The organism is Acidovorax sp. GW821-FHT10E03 (assembly GCF_059415205.1).
In genome coordinates this window covers 306,995-330,179 of sequence record NZ_JBWKMU010000001.1, presented here as the reverse complement: position 1 = coordinate 330,179, position 23,185 = coordinate 306,995, and the positions used below count along the sequence as shown (strand labels likewise).

20 protein-coding genes and 1 tRNA gene are annotated in these 23,185 nt (G+C 70.2%); 11 read left to right on the top strand and 10 right to left on the bottom strand.

What is annotated here, in order from left to right; genetic code table 11:
• From AC07OD_RS01550 to AC07OD_RS01540, 3 genes are all read right to left on the bottom strand, one after another.
• Positions 1-87, bottom strand: a tRNA-Leu gene (locus AC07OD_RS01550).
• Positions 88-178: 91 nt separating this feature from the next.
• Positions 179-3,361 carry an efflux RND transporter permease subunit gene (locus tag AC07OD_RS01545; RefSeq protein ID WP_218340777.1) on the bottom strand — a complete coding sequence of 1,061 codons (3,183 nt, stop codon included), beginning with the start codon at positions 3,359-3,361 and terminating at the stop codon, positions 179-181.
• 8 nt (positions 3,362-3,369) lie between these two features.
• Positions 3,370-4,569: an efflux RND transporter periplasmic adaptor subunit gene (locus tag AC07OD_RS01540; RefSeq protein WP_218340776.1), complete on the bottom strand. Its 1,200-nt coding sequence runs from the start codon at positions 4,567-4,569 to the stop codon at positions 3,370-3,372.
• Positions 4,570-4,686: 117 nt separating this feature from the next.
• Between AC07OD_RS01540 and hpnC the strand changes: the two genes are divergently transcribed.
• Both hpnC and AC07OD_RS01530 read left to right on the top strand, forming a co-directional pair.
• On the top strand, positions 4,687-5,625 hold the full coding sequence (gene hpnC, locus AC07OD_RS01535; protein WP_369642160.1) for a squalene synthase HpnC: 939 nt from the start codon (positions 4,687-4,689) through the stop codon (positions 5,623-5,625).
• Positions 5,626-5,709: 84 nt separating this feature from the next.
• On the top strand, positions 5,710-6,429 hold the full coding sequence (locus AC07OD_RS01530; protein WP_494594762.1) for a hypothetical protein: 720 nt from the start codon (positions 5,710-5,712) through the stop codon (positions 6,427-6,429).
• Positions 6,430-6,503: 74 nt separating this feature from the next.
• Here the strand turns inward: AC07OD_RS01530 and AC07OD_RS01525 are convergent, their stop codons facing one another.
• Entirely contained in the window at positions 6,504-7,475 is a 972-nt protein-coding gene (locus AC07OD_RS01525; protein WP_494594760.1) for a LysR substrate-binding domain-containing protein, read from the bottom strand.
• 272 nt (positions 7,476-7,747) lie between these two features.
• Between AC07OD_RS01525 and AC07OD_RS01520 the strand changes: the two genes are divergently transcribed.
• The 9 genes from AC07OD_RS01520 to AC07OD_RS01480 all read left to right on the top strand — a co-directional run bounded on the left by AC07OD_RS01520 (position 7,748) and on the right by AC07OD_RS01480 (position 17,498).
• Positions 7,748-8,119 (top strand): RidA family protein, encoded by a 372-nt coding sequence (locus AC07OD_RS01520; protein WP_494594758.1) that lies wholly within the window; start codon positions 7,748-7,750, stop codon positions 8,117-8,119.
• A gap of 364 nt (positions 8,120-8,483) precedes the next feature.
• The gene (locus AC07OD_RS01515) at positions 8,484-9,884 is read left to right on the top strand and encodes an L-serine ammonia-lyase (protein ID WP_218294098.1); all 1,401 of its coding nucleotides are present in this window, start codon (positions 8,484-8,486) and stop codon (positions 9,882-9,884) included.
• 132 nt (positions 9,885-10,016) lie between these two features.
• Positions 10,017-10,856: a presqualene diphosphate synthase HpnD gene (hpnD, locus tag AC07OD_RS01510; protein WP_218340771.1), complete on the top strand. Its 840-nt coding sequence runs from the start codon at positions 10,017-10,019 to the stop codon at positions 10,854-10,856.
• A 19-nt stretch (positions 10,857-10,875) separates the two neighbouring features.
• On the top strand, positions 10,876-12,195 hold the full coding sequence (gene hpnE / locus AC07OD_RS01505; RefSeq protein ID WP_494594755.1) for a hydroxysqualene dehydroxylase HpnE: 1,320 nt from the start codon (positions 10,876-10,878) through the stop codon (positions 12,193-12,195).
• 124 nt (positions 12,196-12,319) lie between these two features.
• Entirely contained in the window at positions 12,320-13,333 is a 1,014-nt protein-coding gene (locus AC07OD_RS01500) for a Bug family tripartite tricarboxylate transporter substrate binding protein (protein WP_218294095.1), read from the top strand.
• A 161-nt stretch (positions 13,334-13,494) separates the two neighbouring features.
• Positions 13,495-14,163, top strand: a complete 669-nt coding sequence (locus AC07OD_RS01495) for a response regulator (RefSeq protein ID WP_218294094.1) — start codon at positions 13,495-13,497, stop codon at positions 14,161-14,163.
• A 2-nt stretch (positions 14,164-14,165) separates the two neighbouring features.
• Positions 14,166-15,563, top strand: coding sequence for a sensor histidine kinase (locus AC07OD_RS01490; RefSeq protein ID WP_492246062.1), 1,398 nt, complete (start codon positions 14,166-14,168; stop codon positions 15,561-15,563).
• 23 nt (positions 15,564-15,586) lie between these two features.
• Positions 15,587-16,642, top strand: coding sequence for a tripartite tricarboxylate transporter substrate-binding protein (locus AC07OD_RS01485; RefSeq protein WP_494594752.1), 1,056 nt, complete (start codon positions 15,587-15,589; stop codon positions 16,640-16,642).
• Positions 16,643-16,793: 151 nt separating this feature from the next.
• On the top strand, positions 16,794-17,498 hold the full coding sequence (locus tag AC07OD_RS01480; protein WP_369642152.1) for a DUF899 family protein: 705 nt from the start codon (positions 16,794-16,796) through the stop codon (positions 17,496-17,498).
• A gap of 51 nt (positions 17,499-17,549) precedes the next feature.
• On the opposite strand, the gene AC07OD_RS01475 is transcribed toward AC07OD_RS01480, so the two are convergent.
• The 6 genes from AC07OD_RS01475 to AC07OD_RS01450 all read right to left on the bottom strand — a co-directional run bounded on the left by AC07OD_RS01475 (position 17,550) and on the right by AC07OD_RS01450 (position 23,183).
• The gene (locus AC07OD_RS01475) at positions 17,550-19,058 is read right to left on the bottom strand and encodes a M14 family metallopeptidase (RefSeq protein ID WP_494594750.1); all 1,509 of its coding nucleotides are present in this window, start codon (positions 19,056-19,058) and stop codon (positions 17,550-17,552) included.
• A gap of 75 nt (positions 19,059-19,133) precedes the next feature.
• Positions 19,134-19,346, bottom strand: a complete 213-nt coding sequence (locus AC07OD_RS01470; protein WP_044402495.1) for a DUF2788 domain-containing protein — start codon at positions 19,344-19,346, stop codon at positions 19,134-19,136.
• Entirely contained in the window at positions 19,343-20,188 is an 846-nt protein-coding gene (locus AC07OD_RS01465) for a DUF2189 domain-containing protein (RefSeq protein WP_494594748.1), read from the bottom strand. The genes AC07OD_RS01470 and AC07OD_RS01465 overlap by 4 nt, the downstream gene beginning before the upstream one ends.
• A 112-nt stretch (positions 20,189-20,300) precedes the next feature.
• Positions 20,301-21,008: an HAD family hydrolase gene (locus AC07OD_RS01460; RefSeq protein WP_492246066.1), complete on the bottom strand. Its 708-nt coding sequence runs from the start codon at positions 21,006-21,008 to the stop codon at positions 20,301-20,303.
• Positions 21,009-21,111: 103 nt separating this feature from the next.
• Positions 21,112-22,170, bottom strand: coding sequence for a LacI family DNA-binding transcriptional regulator (locus tag AC07OD_RS01455; RefSeq protein WP_218340765.1), 1,059 nt, complete (start codon positions 22,168-22,170; stop codon positions 21,112-21,114).
• The gene (locus AC07OD_RS01450; protein ID WP_492806546.1) at positions 22,167-23,183 is read right to left on the bottom strand and encodes a 2-hydroxyacid dehydrogenase; all 1,017 of its coding nucleotides are present in this window, start codon (positions 23,181-23,183) and stop codon (positions 22,167-22,169) included. Before AC07OD_RS01450 ends, AC07OD_RS01455 begins: the two co-directional genes overlap by 4 nt.
• Between the last annotated feature and the right edge of the window lie 2 nt (positions 23,184-23,185).

Sequence of the window (23,185 nt, the reverse complement as noted above, 5' to 3'; positions counted from 1 at the left end):
TGGTGCGCGGGGGGGGACTCGAACCCCCACACCATTGCTGGCGTCAGGACCTAAACCTGGTGCGTCTACCAATTTCGCCACCCGCGCGGTTCTACAACAAACAAACAGGCGGCACGAACTGCCGCCTGTGTGAAATCGGTCAACCTTCTATTTTACCCTGATGCGGGCAGGGTGGGAATCAAACCCCTCCAAGGACCTCCGGCGCCGGCCTTTTGACACGGAACCAGGCAGCATACATCGCGGGCAGCGCCAGCAGCGTGAGCACGGTGGCCACCACCAGCCCGCCCATGATGGCCACGGCCATCGGCCCCCAGAACACGCTGCGCGACAGCGGGATCATGGCCAGCACCGCGGCCGCGGCTGTGAGCACGATGGGGCGCAGGCGGCGCACGGCGGATTCGACGATCGCATCCCACGCCGGCACGCCCCGCGCGCGGTCCTGCTCGATCTGGTCGATCAGGATCACCGAGTTGCGCTGGATCATGCCCATGAGCGCGATCACGCCGAGCAGCGCCACGAAGCCGAAGGGGCGGTTGAGCAGCAGCAAGGCCGCCGCCACGCCCGCCAGCCCGAGCGGCCCGGTCAGGAACACCAGCATCGCGCGGCTGAAGCTGTGCAGTTGCAGCATGAGCAAGGTGAAGGTGATGAACAGCATGACCGGAATGCCCGCCGCGATCGATGCCGAGCCCTTGGAGCTTTCCTCCACGGCACCCGCCACCTCGATGCGGTAGCCGGCCTGCCCCGCGGCACGCCACTTCGCCTCGATCTCCTTGAGGGCAGGCAGCAACGCCGCCGTCACCGTGGCGCCCTGCAGGCCCTCGGTCACATCGCCCTGCACCGTGATGGCGTAGTCGCGGTTCTCGCGCCACATCACGCCCGGCTCCCAGGTGAACACCGGCTTGGCGATCTGCGTGAGCGGAATCGACTTGCCCGACGCCGTGGGCAGATAGGCATTGGCGATGTCGGTGATCGCGTTGCGCTCCTCCTGCGGCTGGCGCAGCAGGATGTCGATGAGCTTGTCGCCCTCGCGGAACTGGCCCACCTGCGTGCCCGACAGGATGGTCTTGGAGGCCTGTGCGATGGACTGGCTGGTCACGCCCAGGGCGCGCGCCTTGGCCTGGTCCACTTCCAGGCGCAGCACCTTCACGGACTCGTTCCAGTTGTCGTTCACGCCGCGCATGTCGGGGTTCTGGCGCAGCTGGGCTTTCACCTCGTCCGCGCGCTCACGCAGCACCAGCGGATCGGGGCCCACCACGCGGAACTGCACGGGGTACGGCACGGGCGGCCCGTTGGGCAGCAGCTTCACCCGGCCGCGCACCTCCGGAAACTCCTGCGCCAGCAGCGCCGGCAATTTCACGCGCAGCGATTCGCGCACCTTCAGGTCCTGCGGCAGCACGATGAACTGCGACACATTGCTTTGCGGGAACACCTGGTCCAGCGGCAGGTAAAAGCGCGGCACGCCCGACCCCACCCAGGTGCTCACGGAGCTGACCCCAGGCTCGGAGAGCAGGCGCTGCTCCACCCGCTTGGTGACTTCTTCGTTGCCCGCGAACGAGGTGCCCTCGGGGAACCAGATGTCCACCAGGATCTCCGGGCGGCTCGAATCCGGGAAGAACTGCTGCTGCACCTTGCCCATGCCGGCGATGCCCAGCGCGAAGGTGAGCACCGTGGCGCCGATGGTGAGCCAGCGGTGCTGCACGCACCAGTCCACCAGGCGGCGGAAGGTGCGGTAGAACGGACTGTCAAACACCTCGTGGGGATCGTCCGTGATGCCTTGGCTGGCCTGCGCGGCCAGCACGTGGGGCGGCACCTTGAGCAGCAGCGTGCCCAGGTATGGCACGAAGTACACCGACACGATCCAGCTGAGCACCAGCGCGATCACCGTCACGGCAAAGATCGCGAACGTGTATTCGCCCGTGGTGGACTTGGCCAGGCCGATGGGCAGGAAACCCGCCGCCGTGATCAGCGTGCCCGTGAGCATGGGCATGGCCGTGATCTCGTAGGCGAAGGTGGCGGCACGCACCTTGTCGTAGCCCTCCTCGAGCTTGAGCACCATCATCTCGACCGCGATGATCGCGTCGTCCACCAGCAGGCCCAGCGCGATGATGAGCGAGCCCAGCGAAATCTTGTGCAGGCCGATGCCCCAGTACCACATGGCCAGGAAGGTCACGGCCAGCACCATCGGGATGGTGATGCCCACGACCAGGCCGGGGCGCGGGTCGATGTACCAGCGCTTCCACAGCGGATTCTTGCCGGGGCGCCTGTGGAAACCCAGCGCGATGAAGCTCACCGCCAGCACGATGACCACCGCCTCGATCAGCACCTTGACGAACTCGTTCACCGAGGTCGCCACGGCCTTGGGCTGGTCCTGCACGTTGACGAGCCTGACGCCCGCCGGGAGGGTGCTGCCAATGCGGTCGGTGGCCGTGTGCAGTGCCTTGCCCAGCGCGATGATGTCCCCGCCCTTGGCCATGGACACCCCGAGCGCGATCACTTCCTGCCCCTGGTGGCGCACCTTCACGGAGGCCGGGTCCACATAGCCGCGCTTGACCTCGGCGATGTCCGAGAGACGCAGCTGCGCGCCCGACGGCCCGCGGATCGGCATGGCGCCCAGGTCTTCGACGGCATTGAACTGCCCTTGCACGCGCACCTGCACCTGGTCCTGCGGCGTCTGGATGGCGCCCGCGCTTTCCACCGCATTCTGCTGGCCCAGCTGGGCCAGCACCTGGTTCATGTCCAGGCCCAGCTGCGACAGGCGCTTTTGCGAGATTTCGATGAAGAGCTTCTCGTCCTGCACGCCGAAGAGTTCGACCTTGGCCACGTCAGGCACGCGCAGCAGCTGCTGGCGCGCGTCGTCGGCGAACTGTTTGAGTTCGGCATAGCTGAAGCCCTCGGACTCCAGCGCGTAGATCACGCCGTACACATCACCGAAGTCGTCGTTGAAGAACGGCCCCTGGATGCCCTGCGGCAGGGTGTAGCGCATGTCGCCCACCTTCTTGCGCACGCTGTACCAGACGTTGGCCACCTCGCTGCCCTTGGAGGAGTCCTTGATCTGGAAGATGATCTGCGACTCGCCCGGCTTGGAGTAGCTGCGGATCTTGTCCGCATAGGGCACTTCCTGCAGGGTGCGCTCGATCTTGTCGGTGACCTGCTCGGCCACCTGCTGCGCCGTGGCGCCGGGCCAGTAGGTGCGCACCACCATGGCACGGAAGGTGAACGGCGGGTCTTCGTCCTGCCCGAGCTGGAAGTAGGCCGCGAAGCCCAGCAGCATCAGCACCACCATCAGGTAGCGCGTGAGGGCGGGATGGTCGAGCGCCCACTTGGAGAGGTTGAACCCCTCTTTGGGTTGTACTTGCGTCATGGCCGGCCTCAGTTGGCAGTGGAAGCCGCGGGCGCCACAGCAGTGGCGGCAGGATTTGCTACTGAATTTATAGCTGTTTGCGCTTTACCGGCGGGCGCCGAGGCCACTTTTGGCTGATAAACCAGCACCTTCTGCCCGGGTGAGAGCACGTGCACGCCCGTGGCCACCACCTGCATGCCGGGCGTGAGGCCCGCGGCCACCACGGCCTCGTTGCCATCGGCCGTGGCGATCTGCACCACCTGCGACTTCACGGTGCTGCTGGCCGCGTCGTACACCCACACGGCCGTGGACTGGCCCTCCTGGCGCAACGCACTGGTGGGCAGCTTGATCGCCTGGATGCCAGCGTGGCTCAACGCCTTGGGCGTCACATACACCGTGGAGCCCAGCGCGGGCGCGTCGGCGCTGTCGATGGCCACCTTCACCTGGTAGGTGCGGGTGGCGGCGTCGGCACTGGCCGCGACTTCGCGCACGCGCCCCGCCAGGGGGGCGCCGCCCGACCAGCCGCGCACCGCCACCTCGGAGCCTTGGGCAATCTGCGCCACCTTGTCTTCCGGCACCGCGAACACCACGTCGCGGGGGCCGTCCTGCGCGATGCGCACCACGGGCGTGCCCGCCGACACCACCTGGCCCGGTTCGGCATCGATGCCCGTCACCACGCCCGACACGTCGGCCACCAGCGTGGTATAGGCCGCCTGATTGCCCTGCGACGACAGCTGCGCGCGGGCCTGGTCCAGCGTGGCCTGCGCAGCCTTGAGCGTGGCATCGCGGCGCTCGAGCTCGGCGCCGCTGATGAAGTTCTGGTCCTTCAGGGCCTGGTAGCGCTTGTAGTCGGCGGCCGCCAGATCGCGCTGCGTGGTCGCCGATGCGAGTTGCGCGCGCGCGGCGTCGGCAGCCAGCTGGTAGTCCTTGGGGTCCAGCTGCGCCAGCACCTGGCCGGCCCGCACATGCTGGCCCAGTTCGGCCTGGCGCTGCACGATCTTGCCGGCCACGCGGAAACCCAGGCGCGATTCCACGCGCGCCCGCACCTCGCCCGAATACTCCAGGCTCGATTGCAGCGCGCCCACGCCCACCGTCAGCAGCTTCACGGAGCGCACGGGCTCCTCGGGCGGAGCGGGGCGCGAACAGGCGGCCAGCAGGGCCGCCGTGGCCAGCACCAGCAGGTACCTGGAATGCCGTTGAAAGGGCCGCGAAGCGGAAGGTGTGCGCATGGAAAATCCGGTGAGTAAAAAAGGGCCGCAAGGAGCTGCGGGCAAACGCAGGCACGGGCCAGCCTCCTTGTCCCTGTCGAAGATTATTTTGATTACTGACTGACCGGTTAGTAATCTATGAGAAGCCTCCCGCCTTGTCAAGCGACAATCCCGGGTGTGAACGACCGATCCAGCCCCCCTTCTCCAACCGCCCCCACGCCGCCGCCGGCCACCCCGGTGGCCGCGCCGCCCGTGACCCACTACGAGAATTTCCCCGTGGCATCGCTGCTGTGCCCGCCGCGCCTGCGCCAGCCCATCGCAGCCATCTACGGCTTTGCCCGCACCGCCGACGACATCGCGGACGAAGGCGATGCCCCGGCCGCCAGCCGCCTGGCGGACCTGGCCGCATACCACGCCGATCTGCAAGCCATCGCCCAGGGCCGGCCCCCGTCGCCCCGCTGGGCCGGCGTCTTCCTGCCCCTGCAAGGGGTGCTGCGCAGCCACCAGCTGCCCCTGCCGCTGCTGCAGGACCTGCTCAGCGCCTTCGTGCAGGACGTGGAGAAAACCCGCGACGCCGAGGGCTACGCCGACCGCAGCGAGCTGCTGGACTATTGCCGCCGCTCGGCCAACCCGGTGGGCCGCCTGCTGCTGCATCTGTATGGCGTGACGGATGCCAAGGCGCTGCAGGAGAGCGATGCCATCTGCACCGCGCTGCAGCTGATCAACTTCTGGCAGGACCTGAGCGTGGACATCCCCCGAGGACGCCACTACCTGCCGCGCGCCGACTGCGCGGGCCACGGCGCCGGCCAGGCCGAACTGCTGGCGCTGCAAAGCACACCCGAAAACGCCCGCCTGATCACCAACTGCGCGCGCTGGGCGCGCGCCACCATGCGCAGCGGCGCCCCCCTGGTCCACCGTCTGCCCGGCCGTGCGGGCTGGGAGCTGCGGCTGGTGGTGCAAGGCGGCCTGCGCATTCTCGACAAGGTGGACGGGCTCCAGGGCGGCAGCCTGCACACCCGCCCCCGGCTGCACGCGTGGGACTGGTGCGTGATGCTGGCACGCGCACTGCGGATGTAGGGACAGCGGTGCAGGCGGAGCCTGGGGCACACTCGGGCAACAGCGGCCAGCCGCACCATCGCCATACCGGAGAGGGAACATCCATTGCCATACAGGCATCTCTTCAAGGCCCTCCAGTGGGGGCTGATCCTCTTTTGCCTCTGCTTCGCCATGGTGGGCGGCACGATGGCAGAGCGCCTGCTGGAGCTGCTGCAGTGCCAGCCGCACGCCAACCCCGCGCTGCGCAGCTGCGCCTGGCTGCCCAATGCCCTCGGCCTCAGGCTTGCACCGTTTCTCTCGGCCGGCGGCATTTCGGACTACCCCTTCGTCCTGCTGCACAACTTCTGGGCGCTGATCGCAGTGTGGATGCTTGCGCTCATTGCCACACACCGGGCGGCGCGCAATGCCGCAAGCACGGCCGCTCTGCCGGACCGGGGAAAAACACGCTATCCCGGCATCACAGGCGCCGATGCCGGGCGGTGGGCATCGCGCGCCGCCTTCTGGGTACTGCTGCTCGGCCTTGCCGGTTTTTGCATGGCCTTTGGCACGCCCATCCTCGGCAACCGGGTGGCGCTGGAAGTACTGGGTGCCCTGGGCTGCTCGCCGGGCACGTTCGACCCCTTCTCGTCGCCCTGCATGTCAGCCCCGGGGTTCTGGACGCACCGCCTCGCGGTCTACGTCATCCCACTCGCAGGCCCCTTGCTGGCGCCGGTGTGGCTGTTCATGGCGTTCTGGGACATCCTGCTGGCATGGACGCTGCTCACCGCAGCCGCTTACATACTGCAGGACCATCTGTCAAAGCGCGCCCGGCGGCCGGCTCCATAACCCGAACGCGGTGCGGCCGCCCTTGCCTTGAACCCATGGAGCACCGGCGTGCGCCGGCTGCCCGCGCTCACCGGCTAGGCCACCGCCAGCCACGCGCAGAACGCGGCCGACACCGGGTCGTCCGCCGCGCGCGCGGGCCGCAGCCAGTAGTAGTTCTTCTCGCCCGACAGACGCTGGGCAAACGGCATGACCAGCAGGCCGCCCGCGAGCGCATCGCCCAGAAATCGGGGGTTGCCCAGCGCCACGCCCAGGCCCTGGATGGCGGCTTGCACGCTCAGGTGCGCGTGGTCGAACACCAGGTCGCCCGCAGGCTGCAGGCCTGGCGCGCCCGCCTCTTCCAGCCACCGCTGCCAGGCCACCGGCGTGGACCGGCTGTGCAGCAGGGTGTGCCGCGCCAGCCCCTGCGGCGACTCCATCGCCCCATCGCCCGCCAGCAGGGCCGGGCTGCACACGGGGGTGAGCTTGTCGGGGATGAAGGGCCCCAGCGCCACGCCCCGCCAGCCCGCGCGCGCGGGCAGCGCCGCCAGTTCGCTGTCGGCGAAGCAGCGGATCGACACGTCGTACTGGGCGGGCTCGAAATCCAGGTGGCCCAGCGTGGTGACCAGTTGCACGTCCAGCCCCGGCATCTGTGCGCAAAAACCCGCCAGCCGCGGGATCAGCCACTGCGAGGCCAGCGTGGACGTGGCATTCACCACCAGCGTGCCGCGCCGCGTGAGCCGCTCGATGCCCGCCGTGGATTGCGCCATCAGATCCAGCGCGCGGGTGAGCCCGGGCAACAGCGCCGCGCCCGCAGTGGTGAGCGCCAGCCGACGGCCTTCGCGCGCCACCAGGGCCACGCCCAGCCAGGACTCCAGGGCCTTGATCTGGTGGCTCACGGCGCTTTGCGTCACGCTCATTTCGCGGGCCGCATGGGTCACGCTCAGCAGGCGCCCTGCCGCCTCGAACGCACGCAGCATGTTCAGCGGCGGCAGGCGGCGTGCGCCGTTGCCCCCGCCCGGACCGGCGGGCGGCAGGCCGGCACCGCTTTTTCCATGAGCTGAATTCATGATTGGACGAAATATTGTCGATAGTCACAGGCTGGCATGCTACGTACGATCACCGGCATGCATCGAAACCCACCTGCGGACTGGATAGATTTACTCATTATGTGCCGGGTGTGCACGGCACCGGTGGCCGTGCCCTGCCGTCCGCCCTCGCCAGCGCCCTCGCGCAGAGGCTACGCCCGGTGGTTCTTCGCGCCATGGGCCGCCTCCCAGGCCGCGAGGGCGCTGTCCAGGAGCGGGCTGCAACCGGGGCACCTCCGCAGCGAAGGCCCCGCATGACGGCGGGACACGCCGCGCGGGCCCTGTGCGTGGGGGTATGGCATGCACGCACCACGCTCTCCATCCGCGTGGCCTGCATGGCCTCTGATTCACCGCCCCGCGGGCGGCAGGACGACCATGGGCAGTTCATGCAGGTGCTCGCGGCGGCCGAGCGCCTGCTGCGCGAAGCCGGCGCCGATCCCCGGAGCATCCTGTCGTGCGACGTGTTCGTGCGCGGCCCCGCCGCCCGGACCGCCGTGCTGGCGGTGCTGCGCCCACGGGCCGCGCGCTGGCCCACACTCCCCCGCATCACGCCGCATCCTTCGCCGTGCACACCCCAGGCCACGGTGTCCCTCGCACTCGTGGCGGCCCGGCCCACCCCACTGTAAGAAACATTCATGGGTGGCAAGCCGCGCCATGCGGCCTGGTGGGAGCGGCCAGAGCGATACGGCAAAAGCGCCGCTACCGCTTTTGCCCGTTCAATATTTTGCTATCAATATTGAAGTTCAGCACGTGCAACGCCGTGCAGGGTGATGGACCCGGGGCTCCCGCTCATCAGGGATTACGCGTGTGCCGGCCGGCGCCTGCACGGTTAGCCTCGCGCCCACTGCGGGCACCAAGAGTACCGGCAGTGCGAAAGATGCTGTTGCCTCGAGAACAGCGATGGCGCCACCCGCGCCATCGCTGCTTTCCATGGACCAGGGCCCCAGGGGTTCCACGCATCCCCAAAACCTACCCGGTATGCCACACACCATGTCCGTCAGCGTTTTCGACCTCTTCAAGATCGGCATCGGCCCGTCCAGCTCCCACACCGTGGGGCCCATGATCGCGGCGCGGCAGTTTGCCTGCCACCTGCGGGATGGCGTGGGGCTGGCCGCCGTGCACGGTGTCACGGTGGAGCTGTTCGGGTCGCTGTCGGCCACGGGCGTGGGCCACGGCACCGACAAGGCCGTGCTGCTGGGCCTGGCCGGGTACGAGCCCGACCACATCGACCCGGACCGCATCGCCCCCGCCATTGCCGAGATCCGCGGCCGCCAGTCGCTGGCCCTGCTGGGCGAGCGCGCCATTGCCTTTGTGGAAAAAGACCATCTGCTGTTCAGGCGCAGGAGCCTGCCGCTGCACCCCAACGGGCTGTGCCTGCATGCCTTTGACGCACAGGGCCGGGAAATTGCCCAGCGCGAGTACTACTCGGTGGGTGGCGGCTTCGTGACCGATGCGGCGGGGGAGCGCGTGCTCAATCTGGCAGCCACCTGCGGGGCCGATGCCGCGGGCCACGCCCGGGGCCTGCCCTACCCCTTTCGCACCGGGGCCGAGCTGCTGGCCCAATGCCAGGCCAGCGGCCTCACACCGGCCCAGCTCATGGCCGCCAACGAAGAGCATTGGCGCAGCGCCGGCGAGGTGCGGCGCCAGCTCATGGCGATCTGGCGAACCATGGCGGCCGCCGTGCAGCGCGGCTGCGCCAGCACCGGCCACCTGCCCGGCCCCATGCAGGTGCGCCGCCGCGCGGCCGAACTGCACAAGAGCCTGAGCGGATCGCCCGAGGCCGCCCTGCGCGACCCGCTGTCCATGCTGGACTGGGTGAACCTGTATGCCATGGCCGTCAACGAGGAAAACGCCGCCGGCGGCCGCGTGGTGACCGCCCCCACCAACGGCGCCGCCGGCGTGATACCGGCCGTGCTGCACTACTACGTGAACTTTCTTCCAGGCGCGAACGAGGACGGCATCGCCACCTTCCTGCTCACCGCCGGCGCCATCGGCATCATCTACAAGGAGAACGCCTCGCTCTCGGGCGCCGAGGTCGGCTGCCAGGGCGAGGTGGGCGTGGCCTGCTCCATGGCCGCCGGCGCGCTGGCCGCCGTGATGGGTGGCAGCCCCGAGCAGATCGAGAACGCCGCAGAGATCGGCATGGAACACAACCTCGGGATGACCTGCGACCCTGTGGGCGGCCTGGTGCAGATTCCCTGCATCGAGCGCAACGCCATGGGCGCCATCAAGGCCATCAACGCCGCCCGCATGGCGCTGCGCGGCGACGGCCAGCACGTGGTCTCGCTCGACAAGGTCATCAAGACCATGATGCAGACCGGCGCGGACATGAAGGTCAAATACAAGGAGACCTCGCGCGGCGGGCTGGCGGTGAACGTGGTCGAATGCTGAGGCGCCACCGCGCCGCCCCATCGCTATCAAAAAAGTAGCGGCTCGCGCTGGATGGAAGAGCGCCAGGGGCCAAAAGCACGCCAAACCGCGGATCTCCGCCGCGCGAGGTGCGCCATGGGACAATTCCGCCCCATGACACCGCAGCAGTACGTACAGCAAAAAGCCGTGGCCTCGGGCAGCAGCTTCTATTACGCCTTTCTCTTCCTGCCCGCGCCGCGCCGCGCGGCCATCACGGCGTTCTATGCGTTCTGCCGCGAGGTGGATGACGTGGTCGATGAGGTCAGCGACCCCGGCGTGGCGCGCACCAAGCTGGCCTGGTGGCAGGCCGAAGTGGCCAAGGCCTATGCCGGCCAGCCCACCCACCCCGTGATGCTGGCGCTGATGCCGCACACCGCCGAATACGGCATCGAGCAGCGCCACCTGCAGGCCGTCATCGATGGCTGCCAGATGGACCTGGAGCAGACGCGCTACCTCGACTTCGCGGGCCTCAAGGGCTACTGCCACCTGGTGGCCGGCATCGTGGGCGAGGTCACGGCGCGCATCTTCGGCCAGACCGACGGGCGCACCACGCAGTACGCCCACACGCTGGGCCTGGCCTTCCAGCTCACCAACATCATCCGCGACGTGGGCGAGGACGCCATGCTGGGCCGCATCTATCTGCCCGTGAGCGAGCTGCAGCAGTTCGACGTAAAGGCGCACGAGATCCTCAAGCGCACCTACTCCGACCGCTTCACCGCGCTCATGCGCTTCCAGGCCGAGCGCGCGCACCGCCTGTACGACGAGGCGTTTGCCCTTTTGCCCGATGCCGACCGCCGCGCGCAGAAACCCGGCCTGATGATGGCCAGCATCTACCGCACGCTGCTGCGCGAGATCGAGCACGAGAACTTCCAGGTGCTGCACCAGCGCATCCGCCTCACGCCGCTGCGCAAGTTCTGGCTGGCGTGGAAGGTGCAGGCGCTCGGACGGATGTAGCGGCCGTGCGGCAGCATCCATGAAAGTCGCCGTCATCGGCGCGGGCTGGGCCGGCATGGCCGCAGCCATCGCGCACGCCCAGGCGGGCCGCGAGGTCACGGTGTTCGAAGCCGCCCGCACCGTGGGCGGCCGGGCGCGTGCCGTGCCCGCCACGCTGCCGGGGGGCGAGGTGGTCACGCTCGACAACGGCCAGCACATCCTCATCGGCGCCTACGCCGAAAGCCTGCGCCTGATGCGCCTGGTGGGGGTGGACGCCAGCACCGCGCTGCTGCGCCTGCCGCTCACGCTGCAGTTTCCGGATGGCCAGGGACTGCGGCTGCCCGACCTGCCGCCCCCACTGGATGCCTTGCTGGGCATCGCGCGCGCCAGGGGCTGGAGCTGGCGCGACAAGCTGGCCCTGCTGCGCACGGCCACCGCCTGGCAGATCAGGGGGTTCCGCTGCGCGCCCACGACCTCGGTGGCCGACCTGTGCGCACCGCTCACGCCCCGCCTGATGGCAGAGTTCATCGACCCGCTGTGTGTGTCGGCCCTCAACACCCCGGCGCATCAGGCCAGCGGCCAGGTGTTTCTGCGCGTGCTGCAAGACAGCCTGTTCAGCGGGCGCGGCGGCTCCAACCTGCTGCTGCCGCGCGCCGACCTGGGCGCGCTTTTTCCCGAGCCTGCGGCGCGCTGGCTGCAGGCGCAGGGCCGCCACCAGGTGCTCACCGGCCAGCGCGTGCTGCGGCTGCAGCCGCAGCACGCCGGGCGCTGGCAGGTCGTCGGCGCCGCCGGTGCGCCGGGCGCCACGGACAATGCACCGGAGGTGTTCGACCACGTGACCCTCGCATGCCCTTCGTGGGAGGCCAGCCGGCTCGTGGCGGGTGTGGCCGGCATGGCGGGGCTGGCCAGTGCCGGCCGGTGGAGCGCCCTGGCCGGCGCCCTGCACTTCGAGGCCATCACCACCGTCTACGCCCACGCGGCGGACGCGCGCCTGGCCCAGCCCATGCTGGCGCTGCGCAGCGCCCCGGACAGCCCCGCACAGTTCGTGTTCGACCGTGGCCAGCTGGACGGCAACCAGGGCCTGCTCGCGTTCGTGGTGAGTGCCAGCGAAGGCGAGCGCACCCACATCGAACAGCAGGTGCTGCGGCAAGCCGCCGCGCAGTTGGGCATCGGCTCCCTGTCGCCCGTACAGACGGTGGTGGAAAAACGCGCCACCTTTGCCTGCACGCCCGGCCTTGCACGCCCCGGCATGCAGGTGCTGCCCGGGCTCTCGGCCTGCGGTGACTATGTGGACGGCCCCTACCCCGCCACGCTGGAGGGGGCGGTGCTCAGCGGCACCGCGGTGGCCGCGCTCCCCTGACCCGACGCTCGGGCGCCCTGGCCGCGCCCCCCGGGAAAACCCCAGGCCGACTGACAGCATTCCGAAAGCACGCGGCGCGCACCATGGCGGCTGTCACGCCTTGATGGCTTTCATGGAGACAAGCATGCCTACAGACACCCCCCATTCCCACACCCTCCACCCCAACCGCCGCCACCTGCTCGGTGCCGGCGGCGCCCTGGCGCTGGGCGGCCTGCTGCCCGCATCGGTGTCGGCACAGGCCGCATGGCCTTCCAAGTCGGTGCGTTTCGTCGTGCCCTTCGCGCCGGGCGGCAGCTCCGAGATCGTCGCCCGCTCCACCGCCGCCGAGCTGACCAAGACGCTGGGCCAGAGCGTGTTCGTGGACAACAAGCCCGGTGCGGCCGGCAACATCGCCATGCAGGAGGTGGCGCGCGCCGACGACCAGCACACGCTGATCCTGGGCCACATCGGCACGCTCGCCGTGAACCCGTACATCTTCGACAAGCTGCCCTACGACGCCAACAAGGACTTCAAGCCCGTGAGCCTGCTGGCCAAGGTGCCCAGCCTGTACGTGGTGCACCCCGACGTGCCGGCCAAGAACCTCAAGGAATTCATCGCCTACGCCAAGAAGAACCCCGCCAAGCTCAGCTACGGCTCGGCGGGCAACGGCAGCGCCGGCCACCTGGCCTTCGAGTACCTGAAGATGACGGCCGAGATCTTCATGCTGCACGTGCCCTACCGCGGCACCGGCCCCATGATGACCGACCTGCTCTCGGGCCGGCTTGACGCCGCTTCCGTGGGCGCCGCCGCCATGCTGCCCTTCATCAAGTCGGGCAAGGTGCGCTGCATCGCCACGGGATCGACCCAGCGCCTGCCCCAGTTGCCCGATGTGCCCACCGTGGCCGAGCAGGGCTTCCCGGGTTTCGAGATGACGCAGTGGTACGGCATGCTGGCCCCGGCCAGCCTCACGCAGGAGCACCTGGACAAGCTGGCCGCCGAAACCATGAAGGCCGTCAAGGCGCCGGAATCGCTCAAGCGCCTGAGCGGCGATGCGGCCGAAGCCATCGGCGGCACGCCGGCGCAGTTCGCGCAGTTCATCGCCTCCGAACAGGCGCGCTGGCAGAAGGTGCTCAAGCGCGCGCAGGTCAAGCCGGATTAGGAAGCCCCCTGAGTCGCTTCGCGTCTTCCCCCCAGAGGGGGACGCCACCCGTGGTCTGGCAAAGCCAGTTCCACGGTGGCGCTGGCGGGGCGCGCCAGGCCTGCGGCCCGGGCGCACGTGCCTCGGCGATGGCACTGCACAACAGCATTAGCATCCCCTCCATGCGCATCCTTCTGGCCGAAGACGAACACAGCCTGGGCACCTGGCTCAGCCGCGCGCTGGAGCACGCGGGCATCCAGGTGGAATGGGTGAATGACGGCCGCCTGGCCGACCGATCGCTGCAGCAGCACGACAACTACGACGCACTGGTCCTGGACCTGGGCCTGCCGGGCCTGGACGGCCACGCGGTGCTGCAGCGCCTGCGCGACCGCGACCAGCGCCTGCCCACGCTGATACTCACCGCGCGCGATTCGCTGGACGAGCGCGTGCGGCTGCTCAATGCCGGGGCGGACGACTTCCTGGCCAAGCCGTTCGAGCTGGCCGAGCTGGAGGCGCGCCTGCACGCCCTGGTGCGCCGCGCGCGCGGCACCGACCACCCGCGCCTGGCATGTGGCCCGCTGGCGTACGACAGCGCGCGCAGGCAATTCGTGCTGCAGGGCGAACCCCTGGCGCTGTCGCCGCGCGAGCAGGCCGTGCTGCGCGTGCTGGTGCAGCGCAGCGGCGAGCCGTTCTCCAAGCAGCAGATCCTGGAGCGCGTGTTCTCCGACGATGACGACGTGCACCCCGAGGCCGTGGAAGTGTTCGTACACCGCCTGCGCAAGCGGCTCGACGGCAGCGGCGTGCGCATCGTCACGCTGCGCGGCCTGGGCTACGCACTGGAATCGCACTGAACATGGGCCTGGCCGCACGCCTGCGCCGTGCCAGCCTGTGGCGGCTGCTGGCGTGCCTGCTGCTGCCGCTGCTGGCCGTGGTGACGGGCGTGGAGCTGTGGATGACCCGGCACGACGCGCTGGAGGCCGCCAACGCGGCCTACGACCGCTCGCTGCTGGGCGCGCTCAAGTCCATCGATGCCAACATCTCCACCGCCTCGGGCGGGCTCTCGGCCGAGCTGCCCTACAGCATGCTGGAATTCTTCGAGCTCACGGCCAGCGGACACGTGTATTTCCGCGTGGCATCGTCGGATGGACTGGTGGAGCTGGGCAACGCCGACCTGCCCCTGCCGCCCGGGCCGCTGGAGCCCGGTGTGCCGCGCTTCTACGATGCGACCTACTTTGGAGAATCCGTGCGCCTGGCCGCCTACCGCCGCGCGATGGAAGGGCCGCCATCCGCCCCCGGGACAAGCAGCGTGCTGGTGCAGGTGGCGGAAAGCACCCAGTCGCGGCAGGAGTTCACGCGCCGCTTCGTCCGCCGCGCCGCACTGCGCGATGGCCTGGTGCTGGCGCTCATGGTGCTGGGCACGGCGGCCACGCTGGCCCTGGCGCTGCGCCCCCTGGCGCGCCTGGCCCGCGAGGTGCAGGCCCGCAGACCTGACGACATGACACCGGTCGCCGGCGCCGAACTGCCCGCGGACATCCGCCCGCTGGTCACCGCCGTCAACCAGCAGATGGCGCGCACGCAGGACCTCGTGGCGCAGCAGCGCCAGTTCCTCGACGATGCGTCGCACCAGCTGCGCACACACCTCACCACGCTGCAGATGCAGATCGACTACGCACGCCGCGAACCCGACGCGGCCCGGCTTCAGGACACGCTGGCAGCCCTGGGCGGCGAGATCGCGCGCGCCACGCGCAGCACCCAGCAGCTGCTGGCCCTGGGGCGCAGCGACACCGCCGCGGTGGAGTTCGCACCCTGCGACCTGGCCTTGCTGCTGCGCACCGTGGCACTGGAACTGCTGCCGCAGGCCCGCGCCAAGCAGATCGACTTCGGCATCCACACCGCCACGGCCGAACTGGCCGCCGTAGCGGACAGCGGGCTGCTGCGCGAGGCGCTCACCAACCTGGCGGCCAACGCCATCGCCTACACCCCGGAGCAAGGCACCATCACCGTGTCGGCCGCTGGCGACAGCCTGGGCTGGAGCCTGAGCGTGGAAGACAACGGCCCGGGCCTCCCGCCCGAAGAGCGCGACGCCCTGGGCCACCGCTACCGGCGCGGCTCGCAGGCCGTGGCGGGCGGCTCGGGCCTGGGCCTGGCCATCGCCCGGTCGATCGCGGAACGCCACCGGGGCCGGCTGCGGCTGGAGGCCCGCGCCGGCGGCCCCGGCCTGCTGGCCATACTCTGGTGGCCCCGGCCATGAAGAACCCGGCCCGCCACACCGCCATGCAACCCCTTGCCCCCCACCCCTCGCGCGAAGACGGCATGGCCGCGGCCCCGAGCCGCCGGCAGATGCTGGCAACGCTGGCGGCCTGGGGCGGCGCGGGCGGCGCCCTGCCCGCGCGCGCGGCGGCCGCGGATGCCTCCACCGAGCCCGCGGAATGCGTCGCGCCCTCACGCCCCGGCGGTGGGTTCGACCTGACCTGCGGCCTGGCCGGGCAGGCCCTGCAGGCCGTGCGGCCCGCGCGCACCCCGCTGCGCACCCGCTACCTGCCCGGGGGCATCGGGGCCGTGGCGTTTGACCAGGTGGCCACCGGGCGCCTGGGCGGCCCGGGCACCCTGGTCGCTTTCTCCAGCGGTTCGCTGCTCAACATCGCACAGGGCCGCTTCGGCCCGCATCCGGTGGGCACCGTGCGCTGGATCGCCACGCTGGGCACCGACTACGGCGTGGTGGCCGTGCACCGCGATGCGCCTTACCAGCGCCTGCAGGACGTGGCTGCCGCGCTGCGCAGGGACTCCAACCGCGTGGTGTTTGGCGCCGGCGGCACACTGGGCAGCCAGGACTGGATCAAGGCCGCGCTGCTGGTACGTGCGGCGGGGCAGGACCACAAGCGCATGCGCTTCGTGTCCTTCGAGGGCGGCGGCGAGGCGCTCAAGGCCCTGCGGGGCGGGCACATCGGCATTTTCACCGGCGATGCGGCCGAGGCCCTGCAGGCAGCCGCGCAGGGCGCGCCGCTGCGCGTGCTGGCGGTGCTCTCGCAGGCACGTCTGGGCGGCAGCCTGGCGGGCCTGCCCACGGCACGCGAGCAGGGTCTGGACCTGGTCTGGCCCACGGTGCGCGGCCTGTACATGGCCGCCAGCACGCCCGATGCGGCGGTGCGCGCGTGGACCACCGCGCTGCGGGATGCCTTGGCCGCCCCCGGCTACGCCGCGCTGTGCGCGCAGTACGGCCTGTACCCGTTCGCGCTGACGGGCGCGGCGCTCGAAGATTTCGTGCAGCGCAGCCTGGCGGACTACCGGCGCCTGGCGCAGGACCTGGGACTCCGGGCCTGGGCTCGCTGAGCCGTGTACCGCTCCAACCCGACACGCTCCAGGCGCCCGTGAAGGACTGCGCCTGCACGGGGCCGCAGTTTTTTCCTACCTGCATCCGCCCCCTGCGGCGGCAGAGTGCAAGACCGCGCGCCCACAACCCGCCACGCACTGGAGGAAGCCCATGCCCGCCACACTGAAGCCCGCGGCCGAAATGGCCCGCAACGCGAAGACGCCCTTCCCCGGCGCCTCGGCCGCATACGAAGAGGCCCGCCGCGCGCTGCTGGCCGAGGAGATCGAGTTCCGCCGGCACATGAGCCGCCTGACCGAGCAGCGCCGCGCGCTGCCGCCCGGCCCGGTCATCGCGAAGAACTACCGCTTCCAGGACGAACAGGGGTCCGAGGTCGGGCTGATCGACCTGTTTGGCGACAAGCAAACCCTGGTGGCCTACTTCTGGATGTACGGGCCGCAGCGCGAGCGCCCGTGCCCCATGTGCACGAACTGGCTGGGCGCCGTCCATGGCAACGCGGCCGACATCAAGCAACGGGTCGCGCTCAAGGTCCTGGGCCGCTCGTCGGTGGAGCGGCAGCTCGCGTTTGCGCAGGAGCGGGGTTGGCGCGACCTGAACTTCGTGCAGACCGTGGGGGACGACTACGCCCGGGACCTGGGCATCCTGATGCCCGACGGCAGCGAGTACCCGGCGCTGACCATCTTTCGGCGCGACGGCGACAAGGTGCGCCTGTTCTGGGCCAGCGAGATGGCGCGCGAGATGGCCGACCCCGGGCAGGACCCGCGCGATGCGCCCGACATCGCCGCGCTGTGGTCCATCCTGGACCTCACGCCCGAGGGCCGCGGCACCGACTGGTATCCCCGGCTCCGCTACGACTAGGCAGCATCAGGGCATGGGGCGTTTGCATCCCGGCCCGGCCCAGCACCCGCCTCACACCGGCGCCAGCACCCGCCATGCCAGGAATTCACCGCCCGCCACCGGCTCCGGCACGATGCCATTGGCCACCAGGCCATCGTCGCTTTCCGCTTCGCACGCGTACACCGCGATCGCGCCGTGGCGCTGGCCGGTGGGCACCACGCACCAGCCTTGCGGCAACGCGCGCTGCGCCCGGCGGTAGCTTGCCTGCCAGTGCGTGCTGGCCTGCGCCTCCAGGATGGCGGGCCCCGGCACCGCCACGGGCTGCTGCATCACCGGGACTTCTGCATCGAGCAGCGTGCCAGGCGCAACGGCGGCCCGCCGCAAGCCATGGCCCTCCAGCCAGTCGGCCACGGCGGCAGGCACCGCATAGGCCCAGGGCCGCTTCACGGTGGCCACGGGGACGAAGTGCGCGAAATGCGGCACCTGCACGCTGATGGGGGCGCCTTGCAGCGCATAGGGTTCCCGCGTGAGAACCTCCACCGTGGTGCCTGGGATGGGCTGCAATGCATAGCGGATGGCGACCTCGGCGGGCGGCTCGGCACACCCGTCCAGCAGCTGCACGATCTCCGTGCCATGGCCGGCGACGTAGTGCAGTGCCTCGCGCAGCACGGCATACGTCACCGCCACGCGCTCCTTGAAGCTGATGTACGAATAGGCCTCCAGCAGCACGTCGAGCCGATTGGTCAGCCCCCGGTAGTTGCAGCCAAAGCGCGGGTGGTGGGTGTAGGTGATCCAGCCCTGGCCCTGCCCGCCCTCGTCGCGCACGAAGTTGCCATACCAGAAGGTGTCCAGGCCCTCGGTGCGCTTCACCGCGGCCTGCACGGCGGGCATCATGCGTTCGCGCATATAGGCCACGGGCTCGCTGCGGCCCGTGTGCTCGGTGTGGGGAATGTCGTAGGTCAGCGCGAAGCGGTGGATGGAGCCGTTGGTGGCGTGGCAGTCCAGCGTGAGGTGGGGGTTCCAGGGCTGGCACACGCGCGTCTGCAGCAGGCGCATCTCGGAAGCCTGATGGCGCATGTAGTCGCGGTTGAGATTCACCCCCGCCGCATTGTTGCGCGTGCCCACGAGCGCCGGGCCGTCCTGCCCGCGCAGGTGGGCAACGTCCAGCGGGCGGTTGTCTGTGCCCAGCCGGTCATTGCCGTCGGGGTTGAACAGCGGCACCACCACCACGGTGCAGTGCGAGAGCACGTCGCCATGCTCGCCGCGCAGCAGGTCGCGCACCAGCATCAGCGCGGCCTCCTTGCCCTCCACTTCGCCAGCGTGAATGCCGCACAGTATCAGCACCACGGGCAGGCCGCTGGCCTGCGCGGCCTGCGGCGTGAAATGGCCTTGCGCGGACAGCACCAGCAGCGGCAACAGGCGGCCCTCGGGCGATGCGCCGAAGTCCGCGACATGCAATCGGGCATCCCCCAGCGCCGCCAGGCCGCGCACGTACGCCATCACGTCGGCGTGGGTCGATGTCTCGGTGTAGCCGCTGGTTTCAGCGCGGGTGAGCAGGGAGGGGGCGGAAGGCAAGGACATGGGCGAGGCGGTCGGTAGATCGGTCCATCACCTTACCTCACTGCGGCCATGTCCCGACGCCGATGCGCTGCGGCCTCACCGCTCCAGCCACCACTGGATCACGACCTTCGCCAGGAACCCGAGGAAGCCCACGCCCAGGCCCAGGAACAGCACGAAGGTGCCAAACCGGCCGGCCTTGGACTCCCACGCGAGCTGCCCGATGATGAACAGCATGTACAGGATGAACGCACCCACGCCGTAGGTGAGGAAGAAGCCCGAGATCTGCGCCTCGGTGAAACCGAAGATCACGGCGCCACCCCGCGGTTCTGCGTGGGCGCTGCCGCCCCCCGCCCGGGCAGGCTGGAGGCATCGACCAGATCCCGGTAGGCATGCCAGCTCGCGTGGCCCAGCATGGGCATGACGGCGATCAGCCCCAGCAGCAGCGAGCCCAGGCCCAGCAGCGTGAAGCCCAGGATCAGCGCCGCCCAGAACGCCATCGGCAACGGGTTGCCGATCACCGCCTGCCAGCTGGTGAGCACGGCCTGCAGCAAGGTGGCGCGCCGGTCCAGCAGCAGGGGCATGGCCACCACGCTGGAGGCGAAGATCGGCGCCGCCATGAGGCTGCCCAGCGCCAGCCAGATCTCGAACAGCCAGCCCTCGCGGGCCAGTACCACATGGCGCAGGAAATCCAGGGGCGTCTGGATGGGCACGGGCGCCAGCAGCGTGATGAGCGCCGCCGACGTCATGACCCAGCCCGTGGCCGCCAGCGCCAGCAGGGCGCCGAACTGCACCATGCACCAGTAGTCGTTGCCCCATTTATTGACGTGGCTGTCCTGCCAGTTCAGCCAGGTCTTGAGTACCACGCCCAGGTTCGCGGGCTCGCCACGCTCCAGCGCGCGGCTCAGCGCATACAGGCTGGTGGCCAGCACCGGGGCTATCACCAGAAAGCCCGACAGTGCCCCGGCCAGCAGCCAGAACCGGTGGTGGGCCACCGTGAAGATCGTCGCGCCAAAAAGCGCCAGGGCCAGGCCGTGGGCAAAGCTGATCCAGCCCGCGCGGGCCATGTCGCGCCAGGCCAGGACGAGCCAGGTCATGGGCTGCATGAGGCCAATGGTGCGGATGGCGGGCAAGGCGGGAGGGTTTCTCGGCATGGCCTGCAGTGTGGCCGGATCGGTGACCGGGATCAAGCCGGCACACACCGCGGCGCGCTGGGCCCTTGACCTGGGACAAGAAATTGCCCCCGGATAGCGTGGAGCGCGCGGGCTACGCCGTCAGCAGCCGGCACAGCTCCGTGAGATTGCTCACGGTGGCATGCGGCGGGGTGTCGTAGGGCCAGGCGGCCTCGGCGGGATTCAGCCACACCGCCTGCATGCCGGCCTCCATGGCGCCCCGGGCGTCCAGCGTGGCATCGTCGCCCACATGCAGCACCGCGTGCGGCGGAACCTGCAGCGCCTGGGCGGCTGCCTGGAAGATGCGGGCATCGGGCTTGGCCACGCCCAGCACCGATGCGCTCAGGCTGTCCTTGAAGTAGTGGCCGATGCCCACCTTGTGGATGTCGGCGTTGCCGTTGGACACCGCCACCACCGGGTAGCGCGACGACAGGAAGGCCAGCGCATCGTGCGCATCGTCGAACAGCGTCACGCGCTGGCGTTCGGCAAAAAACAGGTCGAACGCGGGCTCGGCCAGCGCGCCGTCATCGCCCGCCTGGGTCAGCGCCAGGCGGATGGATTCGCGGCGCAGCGCGCTCAGGTCGTGCTGCAGGTCGGGCCGCAGGTTCACCATCTGGTTGCGGATGGCGCGCAGCGCCTCGGTGCTCTGGAACAGGCGCGCGGTGGCGGGCGCATGCTCGGCCATCCACTGCAGCAGCACGGCTTCGGCGCGCTCGATGGTGGGCCAGATGGGCCACAGCGTGTCGTCCAGGTCGATGGTGACGGCGCGGATGCGGGGGATGTCCAGGGAGGGGGTCGGCAAGGGGGCGCACCTGTAAAAAACAGCGTGGAGGCGGAAGGCCCGGTGGGATGCCGGGCGGCGGCCGCACAGCATACCGCAGCGCCTGTGCGCACGCCCTTCGGGGTCAGGTGCCCAGCGACGACCCGCGCACGATCAGCGTGCCGGGCAACAGGTTCTCGCGCACCGGGCCCTGCAGGCCGCCGATGCGCTCCAGCAGGCACCGGGCCGCGCGCTGGCCGATGGCATCGGTGGGCTGCGCCACGGTGCTCAGGCCCGGCCGGATCAACGGTGCCCATTCCGGGTCGTCGAAGCCCACGAAGCCCAGCTCCAGCCCGAAGGTCCAGCCCAGGCGCGAGACCGAGGCCGCCACGCGCAGCGTGACCACGGAATTGCCTGCGACCACCGCGCAGCGTGCGCCCCGCCCCGCACGCTGGCGAAAGGCCGCCAGCGCCTGGGCCAGCGCGTCCTCGCCCTCCTGCTGCGCATCGATCTCCAGCACATCGCCGCGCACATTCCTGCCCTGGGCCGCCACGCAGGCGCGAAAGGCCGCCGTGCGCTCCAGGCGCGAACTCACACCCTGCAGCGGCTGCGTGACATAGAGCAGGTCCTGCCAGCCTTGCTGCACCAGGTGCGCGCAGGTGTCGCGCATGGCGGCTTCGTTGTCGAGCGCCACGAAATCCGCCGCCAGGCCCGCATGGCGGCGGTCCACCAGCACCGCGGGCTTGCCGTGCAGGGTGGTCACGTCGGCCAGCCCCTCGCCCTGCCCCAGCGTGTTGAGGATGAAGCCGTCCACCTGGTAGCTCGCCAGCGCATCGATGGCGGCGCGCTCGCGCTCGCGGTCGTTGCCCAGGTTGAACAGCATCACCAGGTAGCCCGCCTCCTGGCACGCCTTCTCGGCGCCGCGCAGCACGGCCACCGAATACGGGTTGGTGATGTCGGCCACCACCAGCCCGATGAGGCGCGAGCGGCCGTGGCTGAGCGCCTGGGCCATGGGGCTGGGCACGTAAGCCAGCTTGGCGATGGCGGCCTCGACGCGCGCGGCGATGTCGGGGCTGAGCAGGCGCTCGCGGTGGTTGAAGTAGCGCGACACCGTGGCCTTGGACACGCCGGCCTCGGCCGCGACATCGGCGATGGTGGGGCGGGCGCGGGGCGTGGTCGATGGTGCGGGTGTCGGTGAGGTCATGCTTGCGCGGCGTTATACACGGCGGCGGGCCGCTCACCGGCCAGCGCCTGCAGCAAGCTGGTGGTGGCCAGCACGGCCATGGCGTGGCGCGTGCCGTGCGTGGCCGAGCCGATGTGCGGCAGCGGCGTCACGCGCGGGTGGGTGCGCAGGGGCGAGTCGAGCGGCAGCGGCTCGGTGGCGAACACATCCAGGCCCGCTGCGCGCAGCGTGCCGTGGTCGAGCGCGTGCAGCAGGTCCTGCTCCACCACCGTGGCGCCGCGCCCGCCGTTGATGAAGATGGCGCCGGGCTTCATGGCGGCAAAGACGTCGGCGTTGACCAGGCCCCGCGTGCTGCCCGACAGGGGCAGCATGGCCACCACAAAGTCTGACCGCGCCAGCAGCTCGGCCAGCGGCAGGTGCGCAGCCTTGCCCACCAGTTCAGGCGCCGTGGCGGCCAGGTCCACCGGCCGGCGCGCGTGGTAGAGCACCGGCATGCCAAAGCCCAGCGCCGCACGGCGCGCGATGGCCTGGCCGATGCGGCCAAAGCCCAGCAGGCCCAGCGTCTTGCCATGCACGTCGCTGCCGAACAGGTCTTCGCCGATGTTCCTGGTCCAGCGGCCCTCGCGCACCAGCTGCGCCAGCTCCACCACGCGGCGGCTGGTGGCCATGAGCAGGGCGAACACGGTGTCGGCCACGGTTTCGTCCAGCACGCCGGGCGTGTGGCACAGCACGATGCCCCGGGCCTGCAGTGCGTCGAGCGCGTAGTTGTCCACACCCACCGACACGCTGGAGACCACCTCCAGCCGGGGCGCCCGCGCCAGCAGCGCGGCATCGACGGGGTAGCTCGACCCGATCAGCCCCTGCGCCTGGCCCAGCGCTGCGTCGAACAGTGCACGCTCTTCGGGCTTGCGCGGGTTGGCCACCGTCACGTCGTGCAGGGCCTGCAGGCGCGCCAGCTGGTCGGGCGGCAGCTCGCGGAACACCACTACCTTCTTGCACACGGCGTTGCGGCCATCCGCCATCGATTCCGGCATGC

What these genes read in the sequence shown, in the direction of transcription:
- AC07OD_RS01500 (WP_218294095.1), top strand. Translation starts at nt 12,320, where the DNA reads ATGCCTACAGACACCCCCCATTCCCACACCCTCCACCCCAACCGCCGC.
- hpnD (WP_218340771.1), top strand. Translation starts at nt 10,017, where the DNA reads ATGACACCGCAGCAGTACGTACAGCAAAAAGCCGTGGCCTCGGGCAGC.
- AC07OD_RS01545 (WP_218340777.1), bottom strand. Translation starts at nt 3,361, where the DNA reads ATGACGCAAGTACAACCCAAAGAGGGGTTCAACCTCTCCAAGTGGGCG.
- AC07OD_RS01465 (WP_494594748.1), bottom strand. Translation starts at nt 20,188, where the DNA reads ATGCCGAGAAACCCTCCCGCCTTGCCCGCCATCCGCACCATTGGCCTC.
- AC07OD_RS01490 (WP_492246062.1), top strand. Translation starts at nt 14,166, where the DNA reads ATGGGCCTGGCCGCACGCCTGCGCCGTGCCAGCCTGTGGCGGCTGCTG.
- AC07OD_RS01520 (WP_494594758.1), top strand. Translation starts at nt 7,748, where the DNA reads ATGACGGCGGGACACGCCGCGCGGGCCCTGTGCGTGGGGGTATGGCAT.
- AC07OD_RS01480 (WP_369642152.1), top strand. Translation starts at nt 16,794, where the DNA reads ATGCCCGCCACACTGAAGCCCGCGGCCGAAATGGCCCGCAACGCGAAG.
- AC07OD_RS01540 (WP_218340776.1), bottom strand. Translation starts at nt 4,569, where the DNA reads ATGCGCACACCTTCCGCTTCGCGGCCCTTTCAACGGCATTCCAGGTAC.
- AC07OD_RS01515 (WP_218294098.1), top strand. Translation starts at nt 8,484, where the DNA reads ATGTCCGTCAGCGTTTTCGACCTCTTCAAGATCGGCATCGGCCCGTCC.
- AC07OD_RS01455 (WP_218340765.1), bottom strand. Translation starts at nt 22,170, where the DNA reads ATGACCTCACCGACACCCGCACCATCGACCACGCCCCGCGCCCGCCCC.
- AC07OD_RS01525 (WP_494594760.1), bottom strand. Translation starts at nt 7,475, where the DNA reads ATGAATTCAGCTCATGGAAAAAGCGGTGCCGGCCTGCCGCCCGCCGGT.
- hpnC (WP_369642160.1), top strand. Translation starts at nt 4,687, where the DNA reads ATGAGAAGCCTCCCGCCTTGTCAAGCGACAATCCCGGGTGTGAACGAC.
- AC07OD_RS01495 (WP_218294094.1), top strand. Translation starts at nt 13,495, where the DNA reads ATGCGCATCCTTCTGGCCGAAGACGAACACAGCCTGGGCACCTGGCTC.
- AC07OD_RS01475 (WP_494594750.1), bottom strand. Translation starts at nt 19,058, where the DNA reads ATGTCCTTGCCTTCCGCCCCCTCCCTGCTCACCCGCGCTGAAACCAGC.
- hpnE (WP_494594755.1), top strand. Translation starts at nt 10,876, where the DNA reads ATGAAAGTCGCCGTCATCGGCGCGGGCTGGGCCGGCATGGCCGCAGCC.
- AC07OD_RS01450 (WP_492806546.1), bottom strand. Translation starts at nt 23,183, where the DNA reads ATGCCGGAATCGATGGCGGATGGCCGCAACGCCGTGTGCAAGAAGGTA.
- AC07OD_RS01485 (WP_494594752.1), top strand. Translation starts at nt 15,587, where the DNA reads ATGCAACCCCTTGCCCCCCACCCCTCGCGCGAAGACGGCATGGCCGCG.